Annotated in this window: 21 protein-coding genes; 5 read left to right on the top strand and 16 right to left on the bottom strand. The window is 67.5% G+C overall.

Going from position 1 to position 19,484, the window contains the following annotated elements; genetic code table 11:
* Positions 1 to 12: 12 nt before the first annotated feature.
* The 4 genes from ACZ0AE_RS00545 to ACZ0AE_RS00530 all read right to left on the bottom strand — a co-directional run bounded on the left by ACZ0AE_RS00545 (position 13) and on the right by ACZ0AE_RS00530 (position 3,516).
* A complete protein-coding gene (locus ACZ0AE_RS00545) occupies positions 13 to 1,281 on the bottom strand; it encodes a hypothetical protein (protein ID WP_463600130.1) in 1,269 nt (422 codons plus the stop codon).
* A gap of 766 nt (positions 1,282 to 2,047) precedes the next feature.
* Positions 2,048 to 2,527 carry a lysozyme inhibitor LprI family protein gene (locus tag ACZ0AE_RS00540; protein ID WP_463600129.1) on the bottom strand — a complete coding sequence of 160 codons (480 nt, stop codon included), beginning with the start codon at positions 2,525 to 2,527 and terminating at the stop codon, positions 2,048 to 2,050.
* A gap of 73 nt (positions 2,528 to 2,600) precedes the next feature.
* The gene (locus ACZ0AE_RS00535) at positions 2,601 to 3,188 is read right to left on the bottom strand and encodes a DUF3011 domain-containing protein (RefSeq protein WP_463600128.1); all 588 of its coding nucleotides are present in this window, start codon (positions 3,186 to 3,188) and stop codon (positions 2,601 to 2,603) included.
* Between the two features lie 46 nt (positions 3,189 to 3,234).
* Positions 3,235 to 3,516, bottom strand: coding sequence for a hypothetical protein (locus tag ACZ0AE_RS00530; protein ID WP_463600127.1), 282 nt, complete (start codon positions 3,514 to 3,516; stop codon positions 3,235 to 3,237).
* A gap of 345 nt (positions 3,517 to 3,861) precedes the next feature.
* Here ACZ0AE_RS00530 and ACZ0AE_RS00525 point away from each other — a divergent pair, with 345 nt between their 5' ends.
* A complete protein-coding gene (locus tag ACZ0AE_RS00525; protein WP_038692680.1) occupies positions 3,862 to 4,434 on the top strand; it encodes an OmpO family porin in 573 nt (190 codons plus the stop codon).
* Between the two features lie 395 nt (positions 4,435 to 4,829).
* Here the strand turns inward: ACZ0AE_RS00525 and ACZ0AE_RS00520 are convergent, their stop codons facing one another.
* The 5 genes from ACZ0AE_RS00520 to ACZ0AE_RS00500 all read right to left on the bottom strand — a co-directional run bounded on the left by ACZ0AE_RS00520 (position 4,830) and on the right by ACZ0AE_RS00500 (position 8,001).
* Entirely contained in the window at positions 4,830 to 5,855 is a 1,026-nt protein-coding gene (locus ACZ0AE_RS00520) for an NAD(P)H-dependent glycerol-3-phosphate dehydrogenase (protein WP_038691287.1), read from the bottom strand.
* 20 nt (positions 5,856 to 5,875) lie between these two features.
* Complete coding sequence (secB, locus tag ACZ0AE_RS00515) at positions 5,876 to 6,391, bottom strand: protein-export chaperone SecB (RefSeq protein ID WP_038691289.1); 516 nt, start codon at positions 6,389 to 6,391, stop codon at positions 5,876 to 5,878.
* A gap of 105 nt (positions 6,392 to 6,496) precedes the next feature.
* Positions 6,497 to 6,934, bottom strand: coding sequence for a rhodanese-like domain-containing protein (locus tag ACZ0AE_RS00510; protein WP_038691291.1), 438 nt, complete (start codon positions 6,932 to 6,934; stop codon positions 6,497 to 6,499).
* A gap of 131 nt (positions 6,935 to 7,065) precedes the next feature.
* Positions 7,066 to 7,500 (bottom strand): hypothetical protein, encoded by a 435-nt coding sequence (locus tag ACZ0AE_RS00505; protein WP_038691293.1) that lies wholly within the window; start codon positions 7,498 to 7,500, stop codon positions 7,066 to 7,068.
* Between the two features lie 30 nt (positions 7,501 to 7,530).
* Positions 7,531 to 8,001, bottom strand: coding sequence for a YiiD C-terminal domain-containing protein (locus ACZ0AE_RS00500; protein WP_038691295.1), 471 nt, complete (start codon positions 7,999 to 8,001; stop codon positions 7,531 to 7,533).
* Positions 8,002 to 8,044: 43 nt separating this feature from the next.
* Between ACZ0AE_RS00500 and ACZ0AE_RS00495 the strand changes: the two genes are divergently transcribed.
* The 3 genes from ACZ0AE_RS00495 (at position 8,045) to ACZ0AE_RS00485 (ending at position 11,271) form a co-directional block, all read left to right on the top strand.
* Positions 8,045 to 8,821 (top strand): uroporphyrinogen-III synthase, encoded by a 777-nt coding sequence (locus ACZ0AE_RS00495; RefSeq protein WP_463600126.1) that lies wholly within the window; start codon positions 8,045 to 8,047, stop codon positions 8,819 to 8,821.
* 108 nt (positions 8,822 to 8,929) lie between these two features.
* Positions 8,930 to 9,913: a uroporphyrinogen-III C-methyltransferase gene (locus ACZ0AE_RS00490; RefSeq protein WP_463600125.1), complete on the top strand. Its 984-nt coding sequence runs from the start codon at positions 8,930 to 8,932 to the stop codon at positions 9,911 to 9,913.
* On the top strand, positions 9,910 to 11,271 hold the full coding sequence (locus ACZ0AE_RS00485) for a heme biosynthesis protein HemY (protein WP_038691301.1): 1,362 nt from the start codon (positions 9,910 to 9,912) through the stop codon (positions 11,269 to 11,271). The genes ACZ0AE_RS00490 and ACZ0AE_RS00485 overlap by 4 nt, the downstream gene beginning before the upstream one ends.
* A 246-nt stretch (positions 11,272 to 11,517) precedes the next feature.
* Here the strand turns inward: ACZ0AE_RS00485 and ACZ0AE_RS00480 are convergent, their stop codons facing one another.
* On the bottom strand, positions 11,518 to 12,813 hold the full coding sequence (locus ACZ0AE_RS00480) for an acetyl-CoA C-acetyltransferase (protein WP_123731054.1): 1,296 nt from the start codon (positions 12,811 to 12,813) through the stop codon (positions 11,518 to 11,520).
* A 92-nt stretch (positions 12,814 to 12,905) separates the two neighbouring features.
* On the opposite strand from ACZ0AE_RS00480, the gene ACZ0AE_RS00475 reads away from it, so the two are divergent.
* Positions 12,906 to 13,793 (top strand): hypothetical protein, encoded by an 888-nt coding sequence (locus ACZ0AE_RS00475; protein ID WP_038691305.1) that lies wholly within the window; start codon positions 12,906 to 12,908, stop codon positions 13,791 to 13,793.
* 134 nt (positions 13,794 to 13,927) lie between these two features.
* Here ACZ0AE_RS00475 and ACZ0AE_RS00470 read toward each other — a convergent pair whose 3' ends face one another.
* The 6 genes from ACZ0AE_RS00470 to ACZ0AE_RS00445 form a co-directional block, all read right to left on the bottom strand.
* Entirely contained in the window at positions 13,928 to 14,563 is a 636-nt protein-coding gene (locus ACZ0AE_RS00470; RefSeq protein WP_038691306.1) for a superoxide dismutase family protein, read from the bottom strand.
* A gap of 50 nt (positions 14,564 to 14,613) precedes the next feature.
* Complete coding sequence (locus ACZ0AE_RS00465) at positions 14,614 to 15,180, bottom strand: superoxide dismutase family protein (protein ID WP_038691308.1); 567 nt, start codon at positions 15,178 to 15,180, stop codon at positions 14,614 to 14,616.
* 92 nt (positions 15,181 to 15,272) lie between these two features.
* A complete protein-coding gene (gene ntrC, locus ACZ0AE_RS00460; RefSeq protein WP_463600124.1) occupies positions 15,273 to 16,721 on the bottom strand; it encodes a nitrogen regulation protein NR(I) in 1,449 nt (482 codons plus the stop codon).
* Positions 16,711 to 17,784, bottom strand: a complete 1,074-nt coding sequence (locus tag ACZ0AE_RS00455; RefSeq protein WP_463600123.1) for a two-component system sensor histidine kinase NtrB — start codon at positions 17,782 to 17,784, stop codon at positions 16,711 to 16,713. Before ACZ0AE_RS00455 ends, ntrC begins: the two co-directional genes overlap by 11 nt.
* A gap of 797 nt (positions 17,785 to 18,581) precedes the next feature.
* A complete protein-coding gene (locus tag ACZ0AE_RS00450) occupies positions 18,582 to 19,064 on the bottom strand; it encodes a hypothetical protein (protein ID WP_463600122.1) in 483 nt (160 codons plus the stop codon).
* A 6-nt stretch (positions 19,065 to 19,070) separates the two neighbouring features.
* The gene (locus ACZ0AE_RS00445) at positions 19,071 to 19,421 is read right to left on the bottom strand and encodes a VOC family protein (RefSeq protein WP_463600121.1); all 351 of its coding nucleotides are present in this window, start codon (positions 19,419 to 19,421) and stop codon (positions 19,071 to 19,073) included.
* Positions 19,422 to 19,484: the final 63 nt, after the last annotated feature.

Below are 19,484 nucleotides of genomic sequence, written 5' to 3'. Positions count from 1 at the left end.
CGCGTACGCCCGCTAGAGGCCGACATCCGCGCCAAGCTTGGTGGACGGAGACAGCGTCGGCGCCACAATGGCGAGGTCGTAGCCGAAGATGAGCGCGCGCCATTCCGGCGTCGGGGCGTCCAGATCCTTGCTGCGCAGCAGGCGCAGATCCACCAGAATCCAGTCCCCGGGCGCCGCACCCGAGGGGCGGGCCAACATCACATCCTTGCGCCAGTCGCTGTCCTCGCCCGTGGTCGCATCGAAGTCGTACACCTTCATCGGGCGGCCGACCCCGTTGTAGCCGGCGCCCACGCCTTTCGCGCCCCCGACGATCAGGTTCAGCGCCTTCACGTCCTGTCCGTCGGCATGTTCGGCGACGAAATTACCCACGTCGCGCTGGCCGAGTGGGTTGTAGCCCTTGTAGAGATGATAGGCGCCGAACTTCATCAGCACGCGCGCCTGCGGCACCTCGGCGAAATGGGCCGTGAGCGTCCGCTTCATCAGCCGTGCCCTGCGTCCGTTCGCATCGCCACGACCAGACTGCGAAGCCTGATAGATGGCGCGTGTTTCGCGCAAGGCGGCGAACAGCGCCTTTGCCCGGTCGCCGCCGTCCTGGTTGATGGCTTTCCCTGCCGGATCCAGCGTCGCATCGGTGGCCTTCAACAGGAACAGGTCCATGGGGGAACCGGAGGCGAGCGCGGCTTTCACGGCCGCCCGCTCCTGCGTGGCCAAGGCCTCGATCTGGGCGCGGGCGAGCGGCCCGGGGCCGGACGCCAGCATCTGGTCGAACAGATAGCCGCTTACTCCCAGGAACTCCTGGTCCAGCCCCCACAACGTGAAGCCCGGCCCGGCCACAGCGGCGCAATCGGCCACCGTCTGGCCTTCGGCGCGGCTGTTGAGGAACGCCATGACGTCGGGATAGGTGGTCAGGAAGTCGGCAATCTGCTGTTCGCGGTCCGGTGCTCTCATCCGAGCGTTGACTGCGCCGGCGGCCTCCGGCCCGGTCTCGACGGCCATGGCAGTCAGGCCGCCGGGCGCCATCAATCGACAGACGTTCGTGGTGAAGGCGGGGATCTCGCGCGAGAAATGGCTCTCGCCGATCAGGACGTACCGGCTGGCATCTACGGCGTCCGACAAGATGGCGGCGCCCGGACCCGAGAAGCCGTCCGGCCGGACGGTCAGCGGCGACCCCGCCTGTGCCAGGCGGTCGGCGAAGGTGAGCGGTACAACGGTCTCCGCATGAGCGGACGCGGCGCACAGGCAGGCGAGCGACAGTGCCGCCCCAGTCAACGTCAGACGCATCTCGCTTATCCCCTTGGATGACTCGGCGTTACGGCTATCCCCGAAAGACCGCGAGTTGAATCGCGGCCACAGCTCCCTTCGCTGCGTGCAGCCCGTTCAACGCCTTCTGGACCGTAGGCCCAGGAGAAGCGGGTGGACGAGCTGCGGGCCAGTGTAGAGCAGGCGTTCGCCGCTTTTCTACAGCGCTCGATTCTTTTCCAGCCGGGCGAAACTACGTCTGGTGATCCGATGGTTGGAATTGGATGCTGTGCGCCAGAGGCAAGGGCATCGGGTGGAACCTGGACCAGGAGCATCCACGGCTCACGCTTCACCTTCAGGCCGCACCATCAGGCTCCCAGCGGCGGTAAACAACGTGCCTTAGCGGGGATAGAGGGCTTGGTGCCGGAGACGCTACATGCTGCTCATCCACGTCCCACGGCGAGGGAAAATCAGCGATGACGCTGGTCGCCGCGCATGAGCAACTCTCTTGAGCCGGACCCGTGGCGTCTCCGTCGTACTCGAAACGAAGACGAACCATCTGCGCTTCCTCGTCGGCCTCGATCGAAGCCTGACGTAAGGTTGGATGGACCTCGCCCCAGAGGCCTCGGGCCAACGAGAAGACGAGCGCCAAGGGTGATGCGATGTCGTCCATGTGTCCAACGTCTCCATAGCAGCCCACAGCGCCTGATTACATCACTCACCCATAGCGAAATCTACGGCGCGCCAGCGCTTGCTACAACGCGACCCCAAGATCCGCACCAGGCGTTGGCACGCCCCGACGCGTCCTCTACTGTCCGCTCATGGGATAGGAGCCCGCGCAGACGTCGCCTTCCTCCGTCCCTGCTATCCACGCATTGAGCTGTTTGATCCGATCACGCGTCAGCTGCTCATACTCTCCGCTTTCACACATCGGCAGGACGCTGCCGTAATCGGCGGGGCTCGGGTATCGCGCCGCAATCTGTGCATCGCGAAACACTATCCAGGCACGTTGTGCGGCCTTGAACTTCTCCAGGAAGGCGGTGTCGGTTGCATTGGCGGCCAGCACTTTTGCGTAGATCCGGTTGAGCTCAGCGTCCGCGCTTTTGGCGCTGTTGCTTGCACACTGGTTGAGGCCCGCCTGCGACTGGTTGGGGCTGTCACAGGCCATGCCATCGGAGGTATGCGGTGCCGCCGCAGGCGTTGCACTGCCTTTCTTCATCTCAGCGTTGGCTACGGTCCCAACGGAGAGGGCGCACGCTAGAGAAAGTATTGCGACAAGAACTCTCATTCGGGTCACTCCTTCAAGGACGTGCACACGGTGCCAACAGACTGGCGATCGTTAGGCGCGCCCGCACGGAAAATCAGTTGTTGGCGTCCGGATTGTCAACCTTGCAGCCCTCGCCGTGGCAGCCCTGGTAGTTGCCATGGGTGTCAAAGTTTGGATTGCCGTCCTTGTCGAACTGGGGCCGTGTATCGATCGCGTCCGGGTTGTCGACGAGGCAACCATTGCCATGGCAGCCGTCGTAGCCGCTGCTGCTGTGGTGCTTGTGGCTTTTGTGCGAATTGTCATCCGCCGCTCCCGCCAACAACGCAGCAATCACCACGCCGGCGGCCACCGCCCCCACGTCATGACCGTGGTCGTCGTAGCGACGCGCATTGGCGTCGTATCCGTCGCCCCTGCCATGGTGGTATCCGCCGACATCCGCAAATACGCCCGCGCAGCCGTCTGACACCCAGATGTAGCCACTGCGCCTGTTGAAGCCCCACGTACTGTTGACGATGCAGGCGCTGGACGAAGATTGGCGAATGAGCTGCGGGGATCTGAGAGGTCCGGCACCGCACTCGTTGTACTCGAAATGGCGCGACGCGCACTCGACGGTTTCGCCCGCTGCAGCCTGGCCCATGGGAACCAGACCGATCAGTGCCACCAAGGAAAGCAAACCTCGCATACGACGCTCCTTGCACGTGGAAGGAAGGTTGATGCCTGCATCCAACTCAACCGCTATAGCCGCGGATTCGCATGCACTTCTTGATGAGATCCGATTTTTCCATGCCGCGGACCACGCCATCCCCTACTGCGTCGCCGGTGCTTTTGGGCGCTTTTCCATCCCCGGTCGTAGCCTTGGAGGCGTCGTAATCGCATTCGGCCAGATCGCGCTGCTTCTGCTCTTCGCTTGCACCGGGCTTGCTCCATGCCTTGATCTGGGTGGTGCCACATCCCACCAGCATCAGTGCACCAGAAAGCAGGGCAAGCGCGCCAATCAACGTGGTCCGCATGAGGGCTCCAGTCAATCCGACGTGGCCCGGTTGGCCACGGCCAATTAACGACGCCAACGGGTGAAAAATCTGTGAGCTGAACATGCGCTTTCTCCGCCCTGCCCCCCTCATGGCCACGTCCTCTGTTTCCAGCGACGAACGGACAGTGCCGGTGGCTCGACGAGAGGCTATCGGCCTACCACTCAAGTTCCCTGAACGGGCGCTTCATTCATGTACCGGTCAGTTCAATATTCAGGAGCGATTGGGACGACAAATGAATAATTAACACCTGTCGACCGCCCCTTCTCTCCCCCTCCCAAGGGGGGCGGTTCGGCAAAACCAAAAATAATTAAAGGTGTCCCGATGATGAAGTCTTCCTTGCTTGCCCTGGGTCTGCTCGCTGCTCTGCCGTTCGCTGCGTCTGCAACCGATGGCCTGTCGTACAACTATGTTGAAGGCGGCTACGTGAACACCGATGCCAAGGGTGGCGACGCTGACGGTTGGGCCGCGAAGGGCTCGGTCGCCGTGGCGCCGAACTTCCACGTCTTCGGCGATTACAACTCGCAGGAAACCAAGCGTGGCAGCAACGACGTTGACCAGTGGCGCGTCGGCGTGGGCTACAACTACGGCATCGCCCCGACCACCGACCTGGTGGCGCGCGTTGCCTACCAGAAGCTGGACATCAAGCACGGCCTGGACTTCAACGGCTATGCCACCGAAGTGGGCGTGCGCACCGCGTTCACCCCGAACTTCGAAGGCTACGCGCTGGCCGGCTACGAAGACTTCGGCAAGAAGCACGGTATCAACCCGGACGGCGAGTTCTACGGCCGCGTCGGCGCCCAGGCCAAGCTCAACCAGAACTGGGGCCTGGCTGGCGAAGTGAAGCTGGCCAAGGGCGGCGACAAGGAATGGTTCGTCGGTCCGCGCTTCACCTGGTAATACAGTTTCACCGCGGTACGTTGTTGGATGGCGCGGTCTCTCTCCCCTGCGCCATGAAGCCCGGCTTAGGTCGGGCTTCACTTTTACAGCAGCCGACCAACGGTCGGCTCTACCGTTGCAGCAGCCGACCAACGGTCGGCTCTACCGTTGCAGCAGCCGACCAACGGTCGGCTCTACCTGTGTTGGACCGTCGCATTTTTTGCGCGGACAGCAGCCGACCAATGGTCGGCTCTACCTGCAGGGCCGCCGCGTTCTTTGCGGTTGGCATGGCGACACCCTCGTCGGTACGCCACGAAAAAACCCGGCCATGTGCCGGGTTTTTTCGTTTCCGGGGGCGGTGTGTCCGGGCGTCGGTGCCTACAAAAAACCCCGGCGTTTGCCGGGGTTTTCGTGGATCACTTGAACAGCGTGTCCGGATATTCCGGCTTCTGTTCGCGCGCCAGCAGCGCACGCAAGCCTTCTTCCGGGGTCTGCTCGCCGTGCAGCACCGCGCGCACCCGATCGGAGATCGGCAGGTCGATGCCGTGGCGGCGGGCCTGGCGCATGACTTCGTCGGCGGTCTGCACCGACTCCACCACCTGGCCGATTTCACGCACGGCGTCCTGCAGGGTCTGGCCGCGTCCCAGCGCCAGGCCGAGACGACGGTTGCGCGACAGGTCGCCGGTGCAGGTGAGCACCAGGTCGCCCAAGCCAGCCAGGCCCATCAGGGTTTCCGGCTTGGCTCCGATCGCCGCGGCCAGCCGCAGCATCTCGTTGAGGCCGCGGGTGATCAGGCCGGCACGGGCGTTCAGGCCCAGCTGCATGCCATCGGCCACGCCGGTGGCCACGGCCAGCACGTTCTTCATGGCCCCGCCCAGTTCGGCACCGACCATGTCGTCACCGGTGTAGGCGCGGAACGCCGGGCCGTGCATCGCGTCGGCCACCTGCTGGGCGAATGCCGGCGCGTCACCGTGTACGGTGATCGCGGTGGGCAGGCCCTCGGTGACTTCCTTGGCGAACGACGGACCAGTTACCACCGCCAGCGGCACGTCCGGCCCGAGGACCTCGCGCGCTACTTCGTGCAGGAACCGGCCCGACCCGGGCTCGAAGCCCTTGGTCGCCCAGGCCACGCCGGCATTGGCCGGACGCAGCGGCGCCAGCGCGCGCACGGTTTCACCGAAGGCGTGCGACGGCACCACCACCAGGATCCAGGTGGCGTCGCTGACGGCAGCGGCCAGGTCGGTGGTGGCACGCAACGCCGCCGGCAGCGGAATGCCGGGCAGGTAGCGGGTGTTCTCGTGGCGCTGGTCGATGGCCTCGACCATGGCCGCATCACGCCCCCACAGCACGGTCGAATGACCGTGCCGGGCAAGCAGACTGGCCAGCGCCGTGCCCCAGGAGCCGGCGCCGAGAACCGCGATTTTTTCTGCGTGGGTGCTCATCGCAACGACAGCAGCGCCGATCAGGCGTTGCCGGCCGGCTCGGAGTCGGCCAGCGAGGTTTCACCCTGCTCCTGGCGCTGACGCAGGGTGTCGGCGTACAGGCCTTCGAAGTTGATCGGCTGCAGGAAGAACGGCGGGAAGCCGCCGGCCTGGATCAGCTCGCTCACCAGCGAACGCACGTACGGGAACAGGATGTTCGGGCACTGGGTGCCGAGCAGCACGTCGATCGACTGCGGGTCCAGGCCGACCAGGCCGAACACGCCGGCCTGCTGCACTTCGGCCACGTAGGCGGTCTTGTCGCCGGCCTTGCAGGTCAGGGTGACGGCCAACACGACTTCAAAGGCGTTCTCGCCCAGGCGCTGCACGCGCTGGTTGAGGTTGAGCTGCAGTTCCGGCTGCACGGCTTCGTTGAACACGGCCGGCGCATTGGGCGACTCGAACGAAACGTCCTTGACGTAGATCTTCTCGACGGTGAACGCGGGGCCGGTGGCGGCGTCGGCCGGCGCGACGGCGCCGTTGGTGGTCTCTTCGGACATTTCCTGTAGCTCCAAGAATGAATGCAATAAGAATGGATTGTTACATGCCCTGCTATGCGGGCGTGTGGCGCCGCGCACAAGGCATGCAGCGCAATCGCGCGGAAATCAGTTGCGGCCCTTGACCAGCGGCAACTCGGCCTGCTGCCAGGCCGGAATGCCGCCGTCGAGCACGTTGACCTGCTCGAAACCGGCCTTCTTCAGCGCCTTGGCGGCGGTTTCCGAGGCGTTGCCGGTGCGGCACAGCAACACCACCGGGCTCTGCTTGGCGTTGGCCACCAGCTTGTGCTCCGGGCCGAACGCGCTGGGCTGCACATTGCGGCTGCCGGCGATATGGCCCTTCTCGAAATCGCTGCTGGAGGACAGATCGACCACGATCGCGCCACCGGCATTCATCAGGTGGGTCAGTTCGGCCGGCTTGAGCGACTTGAAGCCCCGGAACAGGCGGCGTACTTCGGTGACGATGATGGCCACGGTCAGGCCGACCAGGGCCATCGACAACATCGGGTTTCGGCCGGCAAAGGCCAGCAGCTCTTCGTAATTCACTAAGATCACGGGTCGATAATCGGGCGCCGATTGTCGCACATGCGGGCGAATCGGCGTCCAGCCCCCGCCTGGGCGGGGCTCAGCGTTCGGCGATCATGGCTTCAGCCGGGCAGAGCCCGGCTCTACGAGGCTCAGAGCTCCTGCCAGAGGTCCGGCAGGCCGTTGGCCTGGAGCCAGCGCTTGCCCTCGGCGTCCCAGCGCCAGATTTCCTTCACGCGCATGGTGCGCTCGGCCTGGGTGTTGTTGTTGATCACCCGCACCTCGGCGTTGCGCCCCACCCGGCCATCGGGCAGCGGCACGTTGTCGCCGGCCCGATAGCTGGAAATCTTCACCTGCTCGAAGCGGCGCAGCTCCAGGTCGGTCAGCGGGTGGACCTTGGCGTATTCCGGGTCCAGGTACGGCAGGGCGTCCTCGACGGTGCCCCAGCGCATCGTGGAGTCGTACTTGACCTGGGTCTCTTCCAGCTCCTTGCGCTGTTTCTTGGTGGTTTTCGGCTCGGCGGCCAGCGCGCTCACGCTGGTCAGCGCGAACACGGTCAGCAGCAGGATCTGAAACAAACGGCGCATGCGAATTCCCCAATCGGCAAGGCGCCCATCCTACCGCCTTGCGAAGGCCACGAAACGCCCGGTCAGTTCAGCGGCCGGCTTGCCCGCGGTGCCGGGCTGGCGGGCCACCAGCCCGATCCGGGCCTTGCCGCGCTGGGCGAAAGTGGCCAGGAAGCCGTCCCAGTCGGCCGGGTCGGCAGCCTGGGCCTGGGCGTGCAGGTCCTCGTAGACCGGGGCCAGGTACCGCACGTGGCTGTCGGCCACGTAAACGTCGGCATCGAACCCGGCCAGGCGCAGGCGCAGGGTCACCAGCGCCCACCCGGACAGGGTCAGCGCCGACGCCAGGCTGCCACCGAACGCATTGCCCTTGTCGTTGACGTTGGCCGCCAGCGGCGCGCCCAGGTCGAGCATGCCGTCGCGGTAGGACACCACGCGGATCTGCATGGCCGCCACCGGGGGCATCCGGTCCAGCACATGCTGCAGTTCGGCCAGGTGCGCGGTCAGGGATTCAGGATTGGACATCGATACGACAACGTGACGGCAAAGGGCTCGCATAATGCCCGCAATGAAGAGCGATGCACATGTGCCGGAATGGACCCTGATTTCACTGCGCCCGCGCGGCCAGCATGCGCCGTTGCGGCGGGCTGCGCAGGCCGTGGGCGCCACGGTGGTGGCGCTGTCGCCGTGGGCGCTGCAGGTGCGCAACGACGACGCCAGCCGCGCCCGGTTGGCGCGCGCGCTGGCCGCCCAGCGGGTGGTATTCAGCAGCCCGGCGGCGGTGCACGCCGCCGCGCGCCTGCTGCCCTTGGACGCGGCGCGTGCCGGTATCTGGCTGGCGGTCGGCGCCGGGACCGCGGCGGCACTGCGCGCCCATACCGCCGGCCCGGTGCTGGCACCGGCGCGGATGGACAGCGAAGGCCTGCTGGCCTTGCCTGAACTGGCCACTCTGGACGGGCTCGACGCGGGCCTGGTCACCGCCCCAGGCGGCCGCGGCATCATCGCCGCCACCCTGGTCGCGCGCGGCGCCACGCTGCACCGTGCCGACGTCTACCAGCGGGTGCCGCTGTCCTTGCCACCGCGCGCCCTGCAGCGGTTGCGCTGCCGTGCCGCGCCGTGGGTGGTGGCACTCAGCAGTGGCGAGGCGCTGGACCTGCTGCTGGCCAAGGCGCCGCCGGACCTGCTGCCACGCCTGCGTGCCTCCCTTGTGGTGGCCGCCAGCGCGCGGCTTGCGGATCAGGCCCATGCGGCCGGCTTCGCCCACGTCCGCGTCGCCGAAGGCCCCCTACCACGCCAGCTGGTGCAGGCCGCACACGCGGCGATCATCACTTCCGCATCTACCTGAACAGGCGACGCTCCCGGCCTTGCGGGCCGCGCGCACGCCGGGTGATGCTGTGCACCACGTCGCACGCCAGCTTGTGGACACCCCGGCGCGCGCGACAAGGATGCCCGCATGACTGACGACGTTTCGCCACCGCCTGACCCCCGTTCCCTGCGCTGGATCGTGCCGCTCGCGGTCTTGCTGGTGATTGGCGTGGGCGTGGCCTGGGGCTGGACCCGCTGGCAGGCCGAACAGGCCCGTGCCGCCCAGGCGCAGGCCGATGCCGGGCTGCAGCTGCAGGGCCTGGTGGACAGCGTGGAAGCGCTGCGCCGCGACCAGCGTTCGACCTCACAACGGGTGCAGGACGCGGCCGCCACCAACCGCGTGCTGCGCGATGAAATGCTGGGCCTGAGCCAGCGCAACGCGCTGCTGGAAGACAACCTGGCCAAGCTGGCCGACAGCACCCGCCATGGCGCGCAGGCGCTGCAGCTGGAAGAGACCGAACTGCTGCTGGGCCAGGCCGCGCAGCGCCTGGCCTACGCCGACGACGTGGACGGTGCCAAGCGACTGTACGCGCTGGCCGCCACCACCCTGGCCGATGTGCAGGGCAACGACTATCTCAACCTGCGCCAGGCATTGATGCAGGAACGCAATGCGGTGGACGCGCTGGGTCCGGGCGTGCGTGCCACCACCGGCGCGCAGCTGGCCGCGTTCGCCACGGCGTTGGAACAGGTGCCCGAACAGGTGGATGCCGGTGCCGGTGCAGCCGCCGGCACGCCGTGGTGGCATCAGGTGTTGGCGCCGTTCGTGACCATCACCCCCACCCGCACGCAGGGCCCGTTGACCGATGCCGAGCGCGTGGCCGGCTGGGATTCCCTGCAACTGGAACTGACCCTGGCGCGCGCAGCGGTGGAGCGCGGCGACCAGGAGGGCTTCACCCGCGCCGTGGACCGCGTGGCGGCGTGGCTGCCGCGACTGTGGCCGGATTCACCCGCCCTGCGCGAGCGTCGTGCTGAACTGCAGCAACTGCGTACGCGCGTGCTGCATCCTGCGGTACCCGAACTGGGCAGCACCTTGCAGCAACTGCGCGCGATGCGCGATGGAGATGACCGATGAAACCCTTCCAATCCCTGGTGGTGCTGTTGTTGGCGGTAGCCCTTGGCGTGATCGCCTCGCAATTCCTGGGCACCGAACAACTGCGCCAGTTCGGCGAAGTGATCTACCGCTACGGCGGCAACGACTACCGCTCCACGGTGCCGCAGGTGGCCTTGATGGTGCTGGTGGGCCTGCTGGTGCTGTGGCTGCTGTGGAGCCTGCTGGCCTCACCGTTCCGTGCGTGGGGCCGCTACCGCCGCAAGCAGGGCCGCGCCCGCCTGATCGACGGCATCCAGGCGCACGAACAGGGCCAGTGGCAGCGGGCTGAAAAGCTGCTGGAAAGCGCGGCCGAAGACAAGGAAGTGACCGCCGTTGCAATGGTCACCGCGGTCCGCAGCGCGCAGGCGCGCGACGACCAGGCGGCCGTGAACCAGTACCTGCAGCGCCTGGCCGGTGAAGACGCCACCCTGCACGCCCTGCTGCAGGCCGAGCGCCTGCTGGTGCAGGAGCGCCCGGTGGATGCGATCAACCTGCTGGACACCGCCACCATTCAACCGCTGCCGCCGCGCGGCCTGTGGCTGCGCACCGAAGCGCTGGCCCGCGCCGAGCGCGCGCATGAGGCATACGGCCAGCTGGGCGCGCTGCGCAAACAGAAGGTCCTGCCCGACGAGGCCGTGGCCGAGCTGGAAACCCGCCTGGCGGCGCAGTCGCTGCTGGAAGCGGGCGACGTCAATGCGCTGGCCGCGCAATGGGAAGCCACCCCGAAGGCGCTGCGCAGCGATCCGGACGTGGTGTCGGCCTATGCGCTGCGTGCCGTGGCGCTGGACTGGGACGAACCGGCCCTGCTCAACATCGAGCAGGCGCTGGACACGCGCTGGGACGAATCGCTGGTGCAGTTGTACGGCCAGATGCCGGTGGACAAGCTGGCCACGCGCCAGGCCAACCTGCAGCGTTGGCTGGTCAACCAGCCGGCCAGCCCGGCATTGCTGCTGGCGCTGGGCCGTATCGCGACCCGCCAGCGCCAGCACAGCCAAGCCGAGGACTACCTGCACCGCGCGATTGCCGCCGGTGCCGGTCCGGCCGCGTGGGAAGCGTTGGGCCAGTTGTTCGTGGAGCGTGGCGAGCCGGCCCTGGCCGCACAGTGCTTCGCCAATGCGCTGCGCCAGCAGCGCGGCGACGACAGCATTGCACTGGCGCGCGCCGACGCGGTGGTCACGCCGCTGGGCCCGGTGGTTCCCGAGCGCGCCACGGTGGAAGAACAGTCGCTGATGTCGCAGCCGCTGCCGGTGCAGCCGTTGCAGTCGGTCGATCGCATTGATCCGGTGGATCCGGTCGTACGCGATGACCGTGACGAATTCGGCAACCCGCGGTTGCCTTGATCGCGCACGCCGGATCCACGCATACGGCAACCTGCGGTTGCCCTGATCGCGTACGCCGGATCCACGCATACCGGTAGTGCCGGCCGCTGGCCGGCTCCACGCACACCCGTCCTAGGTTTATGAAGAGCCGGCCAGCGGCCGGCACTACCGGGCTTCGGTGGTTGTGCAGCCACCCATGGGGTGGCTCTACCCCCCATGAAAAAGGCCGCCCTTGGGCGGCCTTTCTTGTATTCGTGTTGGCGCGGATCAGCGTTCGACGATCGCCACCACGCCCATGCCGCCGGCGGTGCAGATCGAGACCAGCGCGCGGCCACCGCCGCGTTCGGCCAGCTGCTTGGCCGCCGTGGCGATCACGCGCGCGCCGGTGGCGGCGAACGGGTGGCCGGTGGCCAGCGAGGACCCCAGCGGGTTGATCTTGGCCGGGTCGATCCGGCCCAGCGGCGCGTCCAAGCCCAGGCGGTTGCGGCAGTAGTCTTCGCTTTCCCACGCGCGCAGCGTGCACAGCACCTGCGCGGCGAACGCTTCATGGATCTCGTAGATGTCGAAATCCTGCAGGGTCAGGCCGTTGCGCTTGAGCATTTCCGGCACCGCAATGGTGGGCGCCATCAGCAGGCCTTCGCCGTGCACGAAATCCACCGCGGCCACCTGCGAATCGCGCAGGTAGGCCAGCGGTTCGTGGCCGTGCGCACGCGCCCATTCCTCGCTGGCCAGCAGCACCGCCGAGGCGCCGTCGGTAAGTGGGGTCGAGTTGGCGGCGGTCAGCGTGCCGCGACCGGACACCTTGTCGAAGGCCGGCTTGAGCGTGGCCAGCTTTTCCAGCGAGGTATCGGCGCGCAGGATGTTGTCGCGCTCGACGCCGCGGAACGGGGCGATCAGGTCGGTGAAGAACCCGCGCTCATAGGCGGCAGCCAGCTTCTTGTGCGACGACACCGCCCATTCGTCCTGCGAGTCGCGCGAGATGTTCCATTCCTTGGCCATGTCCTCGCAATGGTCGCCCATGCTCTTGCCGGTACGCGGCTCGGCCACGCCGGGGAATTCGGGCTTGAGCTCGCTGAGCTTGAAGCCGCGGGTCAGCGCCTTGAGCTTGTCGCCGGTGCTCTTGGCGCGGTTGGCCGCCAGCAGGCGCGCGCGCAGCTTCTTGCCGTACACGATCGGCACGTCGGAGGTGGTGTCCGAGCCGCCGCCGATGCCCGAGTCGATCTGGCCCAGCGCGATCTTGTTGGCCACCGCGATGATGGTGTCCAGCGAGGTGCCGCAGGCGCGCTGCATGGTGATGCCGGGCGTGAGCGGGGACAGGCCGGAGGACAGCGTGGCTTCGCGGCCCAGGTTCCAGTCGCTGGAATGCTTGATCACCGCGCCCATCGCCACTTCGCCGAGCTGCTGGCCGTGCAGGCCGAAGCGCTCGACCAGCGCCCCCAGCGTGCGTACCGACATGCCGAGGTTGCCGACGTCCGAATAGGCCGTGTTCTGGCGGCAGAACGGGATGCGGACGCCACCGAGGATGGCGACGGGACGGGCGTTGGGCATGGAGATACCTGGCATGGGAGGGGTGTCTGCAACATGGCCTGCACGAAGGAGCAGGCATAATGGGGGCAAGTGTAGCTGCCGCCCTGTGATGGGCCAACCGTGAAACCATGAGCAAACCCGACCCCGGCATGAATGCCCTTGGCGTCTTGGCATTGGAACTGGCCGGCGGCGACGCGCCGCGCCATGCCGCGCTGTCCTCCGAACAGGCTGGCGAACTGGCCGAACGCGTCGGCCGCGACCTGGCCAAGCTGGTCCCCGGCGTCAGCGGGCTGGACTTCGTGTTCGCCGGCGCGCATTTCGATCCAGCCGAAGTGCTGCGCCCCGGCTGGCCCGTGCACCGCCGCCTGGAAGAACTGCAGATGCGCGCCCCCGGCCGCAGCCAGGGCCCGCGCATGCTGGCATTCGGTGCCGGTGCCGATGGTGATGTGCCGCTGCCCTTCCAGGCCGAGGCCGCGCTGACCGGCGGTGGCCTGCGCGTGGTGCCGTTCCTGCTGACCGGCACCGAAGTGGCGCAGACCCAGGCCGTGGCCGAGGCGCTGGAAGAGGTGCTGCTGGCCCAGGGCATGGCCCAGCCGGACACGGCGCTGCTGGCGCAGACGGCCTTCGGTGCGCAGATCGAGCACGCGCGCTTCTTCACGGTGAACGATCTCGCCGCGATGATGTCGATGCAGTACGACAATCAGGGCCTGGCCGCCCTGTGGCCGGTGATCGAAACCGCCCTGATGGCGCCGCACGTTGAAGAATGGCTGGATGCCGCACCGGAGCCGCTGCTTCGATACGCTGATGGCGAAGTGCGTATGGCCCTGTTCGATCCCGCCGGCTGGTGCGCGTTCTACAACCACGGCACCGGCGATTGCGAGCGCCTGCAGGGCATCTACGACCAGTTCCTGATGCGCCAGCGGCAGATGGCCGCCGTGCTCGAAGCGCATGGCCTGCCGGTGTTGTTCGTGCATTGCGAAGCCGGCCAGGACGCGCGCGAGCTGCTCACCCGCTAACGGTAGTGCCGGCCGCTGGCCGGCTCCTCCGGGCATCGATAGCGATCATGGCAGCCACGCATGGCGTTGCTCTACGCGCGCGTCCCAAAAAAACGCCGGCAATCGCCGGCGTTTTTCGTTCTGCACCGCGTCGGTTACGGCGCGGCCTTGATCACCGCACAGGCCAGGCGCGCACCGGCGTTGCCGGTCGGCTGGGTCTTGTAGTCGTCCGCGTCGGCGTGGACGATCAGGCCACGACCAATGATGTCGAAATCATCGCCCTTGCCGATGTTGACGTTGGTGGACACATCCGCGTCGACCACGGCGTTGCCCTGGGCGTCGGCCTTGATGTTGGGCATGTCGCCGCCGTGGTGCGGGGTGGCGGCCACGCTGCCGTGGTCTTCCTTGCCCGGGTTGAAGTGACCGCCGGCGCTGGCGCCGTCCGGTGCGCTGCAATCGCCCTTCTCGTGGATGTGGAAGCCGTGCTCGGTGTTGGGCTTGAGGCCGCTGACCTCGCCCTTCACATGCACCTTGCCGTCCACCACGCTGAAGGTGACGTTGCCCTTGACGGTGCTGTCCTTGGTGGGGGCCAGTTCGGCGGCGGCGCCGTGGTTGGCGTGCGCTTCGCTGGTCATGGCCGGCGGTGCGTCGGGGGTGGATTCGGCGGTCGGCTGGGCGGCCGTGGCTTCAGCCGCCGGGGTCGCTTCCGGGGTGGTGTCGGCCGGCTTGTTGCAGGCGGTCAGGCCGAGCGCGGCGATGGCGGCGAACAGCGAGGTGTGGATCAGGCGCATGTGGAACTCCTTGCGGGTAGCGATGGAAAAAGCGGCGTCGGGCTGCGCGATCAGCGCGTGACCCGGATGACGCCGCAGGCGATTCTGGCGCCGGCATTGCCGGCGGGCTGGCTGCGGTAATCATCGGCGTTGGCATGCACCACCAGTGCACGCCCGGCGATATCGGTGGCTGCGCCGCCGCCAAGCGTAACCGCTGGCAGCCGCACATCCACGTTGGCACGTCCCTGCGCATCGGCGCGCAGGTTGTCCATGTCGCCGGCGTGGTGCGCGCCGGCGCTGTTGCGGCCATGCGGCTGCGCGCCCGGATTGAAATGTCCGCCCGCGCTGCTGGCATCCACCGCGCTGCAATCGCCGCGCTCATGCACGTGGAACGCTGCCGTCTGCAACGGCTGCAGGCCACCGATGACGCCGGTGATGTGCACGCCCTGCGCGTCGGGCACCAACGCCAGGCGCCCACTGACCAGGCTGGCCGACGCCGATGACAGGTTGGCTTCGGCCATCTTTGCCGTGCTCACCAGCGGCACCGGCGGGGCGGTGGGGCGCGGTGGCGGCGTGCTGCCGCAGGCGGCCAGGCCGAGGGCAACCGCTGCACCGAGGACGATGGAAGAACTGCGCATGGAAAACTCCTTGGTTGCAAACTAACGACGTGCTCGTCCACACACCATGAAAGCGGCACGGACGCCGTGCACACATGCCGTGGACATCTGGTTCATCCGCCTCGACGGCGCCCGGCGCCGAGTTTGCGGGTCAGGGTATTGCGGCCCATGCCCAGGCGCGCGGCCGCTTCGGCGCGGCGCCCGTGGGTGATCTGCAGCGCCGCTTCCAGCAGTGCCTGGTCCACCCGGTCGCGCACCTGCGCGTGCAGGCCCTCGGCGCCTTCGGCCAGGCGTTGGCGCGCCCAGGCCGACAGCAGGGTTTCCCACTGGCCCGGATCGCCCGCCGCGCGGGTGCGCGGACCACCGCCGCGATGCAGCGCGCTGTCCACATCGGCCACCCCGATGGTGTCTGAGGCGGCCAGGGCCGCCATGCGCCAGCACACGTTCTCCAGCTCGCGTACGTTGCCGGGCCAGTCATGTTCGCGCAGCGCCTGCAGCGCAGCCGCGGTGAGCCGCTTGGGCGGCGTATCCAGCTTGCGCACCGCCGCGGCCAGGAAGGTATCGGCCAACTGGGTGATGTCGTCGCGACGCTCGCGCAGCGGCGGCAGGCGCAGCCGCACCACGTCCAGCCGGTGCAGCAGGTCGGCGCGGAAGCGGCCCTGTGCCACCAGCGACTCCAGGTCCTGGTGGGTCGCGGCGATCACGCGCACGTCGACCCGGATCAGCTCGCGCCCGCCCACGCGGAAGAACTCGCCCTCGGCCAGCACGCGCAGCAGCCGCGTCTGCAGCGGCAGCGGCATGTCACCGATCTCATCAAGGAACAAGGTGCCGCCGTTGGCCTGCTCGAAGCGGCCCACGTGGCGCCGTTGCGCACCGGTGAACGCGCCGGCCTCGTGGCCGAACAGTTCGCTTTCCAACAATTCGGAGGGAATGGCTGCGGTGTTGAGCGCCACGAACGGCCCCTGCACGCGCGGCGATTCATGGTGCAGCGCATGTGCGACCAGTTCCTTGCCGGTGCCGGTTTCGCCATTGATCAGCACCGACAGCGGCGCCTGCGCCAGCCGCCCGATCGCGCGGAACAGCGCGCGCATGGCCGGGGTGTCGCCCACCAGCTGCGGGCGCTGGTCGGGCATGGGCTCCACGGCAGCCGGTGCCGGCGCATCGGCCAGCGCATCGGGCGCGGGCAACACGCGCTGGGCCAGCGCCACCGCATCGTCGAGGTCGAACGGTTTGGACAGGAATTCCTGCGCACCGCCGCGGAACGCGCCGGCGGTGCTGGCCACGTCGGTATAGGCTGACATTACGATCACCGGCAGCTGCGGGTGCGCGGCCTTGAGCTTGTCCAGCAACACCAGACCATCGTCGCCGGGCATGCGCACATCGGTGAACAGCAGGTCCGGTGGCGGCTGGGTATCGAGCATGGCCAGCGCCGAAGCGGCGCCGTCGAAGCCTTCCACGCGGTAGCCGGCGTCGCGCAGCGCGGTGCACAGCACGAAGCGGACCGCGCGGTCATCATCGACCACCCAGACGCGCTGCGCGGTGCTGTCGGTGTCATCCGCCATGGGCGGCCTCCTCGGCGGGCGTGCCGTGGCCGATCGGCAGCAGCACGGTGAAGACGGTATGCCCCGGTCGGGAACGGTAGGTCAGCGTGCCGCGGTGTTCGCGCGCCACCTGCTGGGCCAGCGCCAAGCCCAGCCCGGTGCCTTCGGCGCGACCGCTCACCAGCGGCAGGAACAGGTGCTCGGCCAGCTGCTCGGGTACGCCGCGGCCGTCGTCGGCGATCTCCAGGCGCAGCGCCAGCGGGTGCACCTGGTCGCCGATGCGCACACCGTGCTCTACCCGGGTGCGCAGGGTCACGCTGCCGGCGCCGGCCTGGATCGCGTTGCGCACCAGGTTCCACACCGCCTGGGTCAGGCGGTCGGCGTCGCCGTCGAATTCGGGAATGCTGGGGTCGTAGTCGCGCTGCAGCCGCACCGCCCAGCCGCCTTCGCTTTCGGCCAGGCGCAGCACGCGCTCCAGCGAGGCGTGGATGTTGAGCGGCGCGTGCGGCGCGGCCGGGGCCGGCGACAGCAGTTGTTCGAGCAGGCCGTTGAGGCGCTCGATCTCCGAGCCGATCAACTCGATCAGCTCGCGCTCGTCCGGGTCGCGCTCATCGGGGGCCCGCTGCGCATTGCGCTTGGCCAGCAGTTGGGCCGCGCCCTTCAGCCCCGCCAGTGGATTGCGCAGCTCGTGGGCCAGGCCTTTGAGCGCTGCACTGAGCGCGCTGGGCAGGGCCTGGGTCGGGTCCAGGCCGGGGAACTCGTCCACCGGATGCGCTTCGAGCAGCCACCCGCCTTCGTCCCACCGGCTCAGCCAGCCTTCGGCGAAACGCGGGGCGTCGCCCGGCAAGGCCAGGGCCAGCCGATGCAGGCGCAGGGTGTCGCGCTCGTCACGGGCCAGGAAGTGCGCCAGCGCCTCGCCCTGCACTTCCAGGGAGGCCAGCGGCTGACCGATCAGGCGGCGCACGCTCACCCCCAGCCAGCGCGCGAACGCCGGGTTGCAGCCCACCACGCGGCCGCTGGCGTCGGCCCAGGCAACCGGGGTGCCGAGGACGTCGAGGGCGGGGGGCGCAAGTGCGGAGGTCATTGCACCAATGTAGTGCAAAAGCGAAGGGGGTTGAATCACAAACAGCGGGCAACCGGGGACGGCACCGCGTCTCACGCGTCTCCATTCATCCTGGTCAGCCGGCGGGGTAGAGCCGACCGTTGGTCGGCTACACAACGTCCCGGTAGAGCCGACCGTTGGTCGGCTACACAGCATCCCGGTAGAGCCGACCGTTGGTCGGCTGCTCCAGGTCCGATGTCGGGAAGATCCCCGAAGCACAGTTGGATCAGCGGCGCGAGCCCTGTTTACGCCACGTGACCTACCTACAATTGGGTAAGGCGCTGACTAGCGGCATTGCCACGGTCACCACCGACCCGCCCAAGCGCAGTGGCGTAGCGGACGGTCGATAGCCGCGTATATCTGTTTCGATACAACGAGAGGAAGCATGCGCCCCCTAGTTGAGAGCATTCACTCACTTCGCCTCACCCACATTGACGATCACGGTCACGACCGTCTTCCATCTCACGGGCCGGCAGTAGCCGTTCGGGATCGGTTGCTGGTTTCAGAGGTGGTGGTACACCCCGGCGAAGGTCGACTCACGCCGCTACTTCAAACAGGGTGAGGTGTTCCCGCAGATCGTGAAGTCGGATTACGGCGACACGTTCTGGATATGGGATCGGGATCAGACGCCGCGGACGTTGATTTGAGATCGGGCGCTTCCCGCCAACCAGCACTTCGCGTTCGTGAATTTCCTTGCATGATCCATTGAGGAAGAGAATGCGGAGGATCGGCGTGGCTCGGGTGCAGGGCGCCAACGGCCCCGACAGATGCGATATCTGTCAGGCAGTGCACGAATACCGCTCAAGTGCCTCAACAAGGTCAGCTTCAAATCCCGCAGCGGTGCCAAAGATGCCATTGGCCACCAGCACCCGTTCGTCATCGAGACCGTCGAAGGCGTAGTAGACCTCCGCGGGAAGCCGGGCGGTGCTTGCTACCCGCATGGCAGTGAGGGATGCTTCGTGCGCTGAAAGCCCACCCGACCGGAACTGCACCAGCAGCTCCCGTAAAAGCCAGCGTCCAGCGGTTTGCCAATCCGCGTCACCCGTAGCGAGCTGCAGCGCGTCCATGGCCGCATTGCGGTCACGCGCCGTGGCAATCTCGATGATCTCGATGGTCGGCGCGTCCCGCGCGTCGATCCTGGCGTATGCCCATTCCTTGCTGGCATCCACGTGCAGGATGTCCAGCGCCAGGCCCGTCCAGAAGAAGGCGCAGGCAGTGGCGTCATCGGCGGTGTCCAGGCACGTCGGATACGTCGCGTCCATGACGAGCTACGCGTGCTGCAGAATGTTGACCAACCGCCCGAACGGGTCGCGTACGTAGAACCGTCGCACGCCCCAGGGTTCGCGGGTCGGCCCGTAGACCAGTGGAATGCCGGCTGCCTTCACCCTGCGCAGCGCTTCCTCCAGGTCATCCACCTCCACGGACAGGTCGGGCACGTCGGTCCCCGAGCCGCCCTCCTGCGCAACGCTGAGCTGCACGGTCATGTGGTTCGGGCTGGCATAGGTACGGATCCAGCCATGGTCCATCGCCAGCTCCAGACCTAGGATGTCCCGGTAGAACCGATCGGCGAGCGTGGGGTCTGCGGTGCGGATGTTGGCGATGATGCGTTTGACCTGCATGGACGTTCCCTTCCATTTTTTTGTCGGCCGGACATGCGCGGTTGCAGGGGCCGCTTGCGCGAA

Source organism: Stenotrophomonas sp. AC248 (genome assembly GCF_979258185.1).
The sequence above is the reverse complement of the archived record's forward strand: the minus strand, read 5'-3'. Positions and strand labels throughout refer to the sequence as shown.

What these genes read in the sequence shown, in the direction of transcription:
- ACZ0AE_RS00545 (WP_463600130.1), bottom strand. Translation starts at nt 1,281, where the DNA reads ATGCGTCTGACGTTGACTGGGGCGGCACTGTCGCTCGCCTGCCTGTGC.
- ACZ0AE_RS00540 (WP_463600129.1), bottom strand. Translation starts at nt 2,527, where the DNA reads ATGAGAGTTCTTGTCGCAATACTTTCTCTAGCGTGCGCCCTCTCCGTT.
- ACZ0AE_RS00535 (WP_463600128.1), bottom strand. Translation starts at nt 3,188, where the DNA reads ATGCGAGGTTTGCTTTCCTTGGTGGCACTGATCGGTCTGGTTCCCATG.
- ACZ0AE_RS00530 (WP_463600127.1), bottom strand. Translation starts at nt 3,516, where the DNA reads ATGCGGACCACGTTGATTGGCGCGCTTGCCCTGCTTTCTGGTGCACTG.
- ACZ0AE_RS00525 (WP_038692680.1), top strand. Translation starts at nt 3,862, where the DNA reads ATGAAGTCTTCCTTGCTTGCCCTGGGTCTGCTCGCTGCTCTGCCGTTC.
- ACZ0AE_RS00520 (WP_038691287.1), bottom strand. Translation starts at nt 5,855, where the DNA reads ATGAGCACCCACGCAGAAAAAATCGCGGTTCTCGGCGCCGGCTCCTGG.
- secB (WP_038691289.1), bottom strand. Translation starts at nt 6,391, where the DNA reads ATGTCCGAAGAGACCACCAACGGCGCCGTCGCGCCGGCCGACGCCGCC.
- ACZ0AE_RS00505 (WP_038691293.1), bottom strand. Translation starts at nt 7,500, where the DNA reads ATGCGCCGTTTGTTTCAGATCCTGCTGCTGACCGTGTTCGCGCTGACC.
- ACZ0AE_RS00500 (WP_038691295.1), bottom strand. Translation starts at nt 8,001, where the DNA reads ATGTCCAATCCTGAATCCCTGACCGCGCACCTGGCCGAACTGCAGCAT.
- ACZ0AE_RS00495 (WP_463600126.1), top strand. Translation starts at nt 8,045, where the DNA reads ATGAAGAGCGATGCACATGTGCCGGAATGGACCCTGATTTCACTGCGC.
- ACZ0AE_RS00490 (WP_463600125.1), top strand. Translation starts at nt 8,930, where the DNA reads ATGACTGACGACGTTTCGCCACCGCCTGACCCCCGTTCCCTGCGCTGG.
- ACZ0AE_RS00485 (WP_038691301.1), top strand. Translation starts at nt 9,910, where the DNA reads ATGAAACCCTTCCAATCCCTGGTGGTGCTGTTGTTGGCGGTAGCCCTT.
- ACZ0AE_RS00480 (WP_123731054.1), bottom strand. Translation starts at nt 12,813, where the DNA reads ATGCCAGGTATCTCCATGCCCAACGCCCGTCCCGTCGCCATCCTCGGT.
- ACZ0AE_RS00475 (WP_038691305.1), top strand. Translation starts at nt 12,906, where the DNA reads ATGAGCAAACCCGACCCCGGCATGAATGCCCTTGGCGTCTTGGCATTG.
- ACZ0AE_RS00470 (WP_038691306.1), bottom strand. Translation starts at nt 14,563, where the DNA reads ATGCGCCTGATCCACACCTCGCTGTTCGCCGCCATCGCCGCGCTCGGC.
- ACZ0AE_RS00465 (WP_038691308.1), bottom strand. Translation starts at nt 15,180, where the DNA reads ATGCGCAGTTCTTCCATCGTCCTCGGTGCAGCGGTTGCCCTCGGCCTG.
- ntrC (WP_463600124.1), bottom strand. Translation starts at nt 16,721, where the DNA reads ATGGCGGATGACACCGACAGCACCGCGCAGCGCGTCTGGGTGGTCGAT.
- ACZ0AE_RS00455 (WP_463600123.1), bottom strand. Translation starts at nt 17,784, where the DNA reads ATGACCTCCGCACTTGCGCCCCCCGCCCTCGACGTCCTCGGCACCCCG.
- ACZ0AE_RS00450 (WP_463600122.1), bottom strand. Translation starts at nt 19,064, where the DNA reads ATGGACGCGACGTATCCGACGTGCCTGGACACCGCCGATGACGCCACT.
- ACZ0AE_RS00445 (WP_463600121.1), bottom strand. Translation starts at nt 19,421, where the DNA reads ATGCAGGTCAAACGCATCATCGCCAACATCCGCACCGCAGACCCCACG.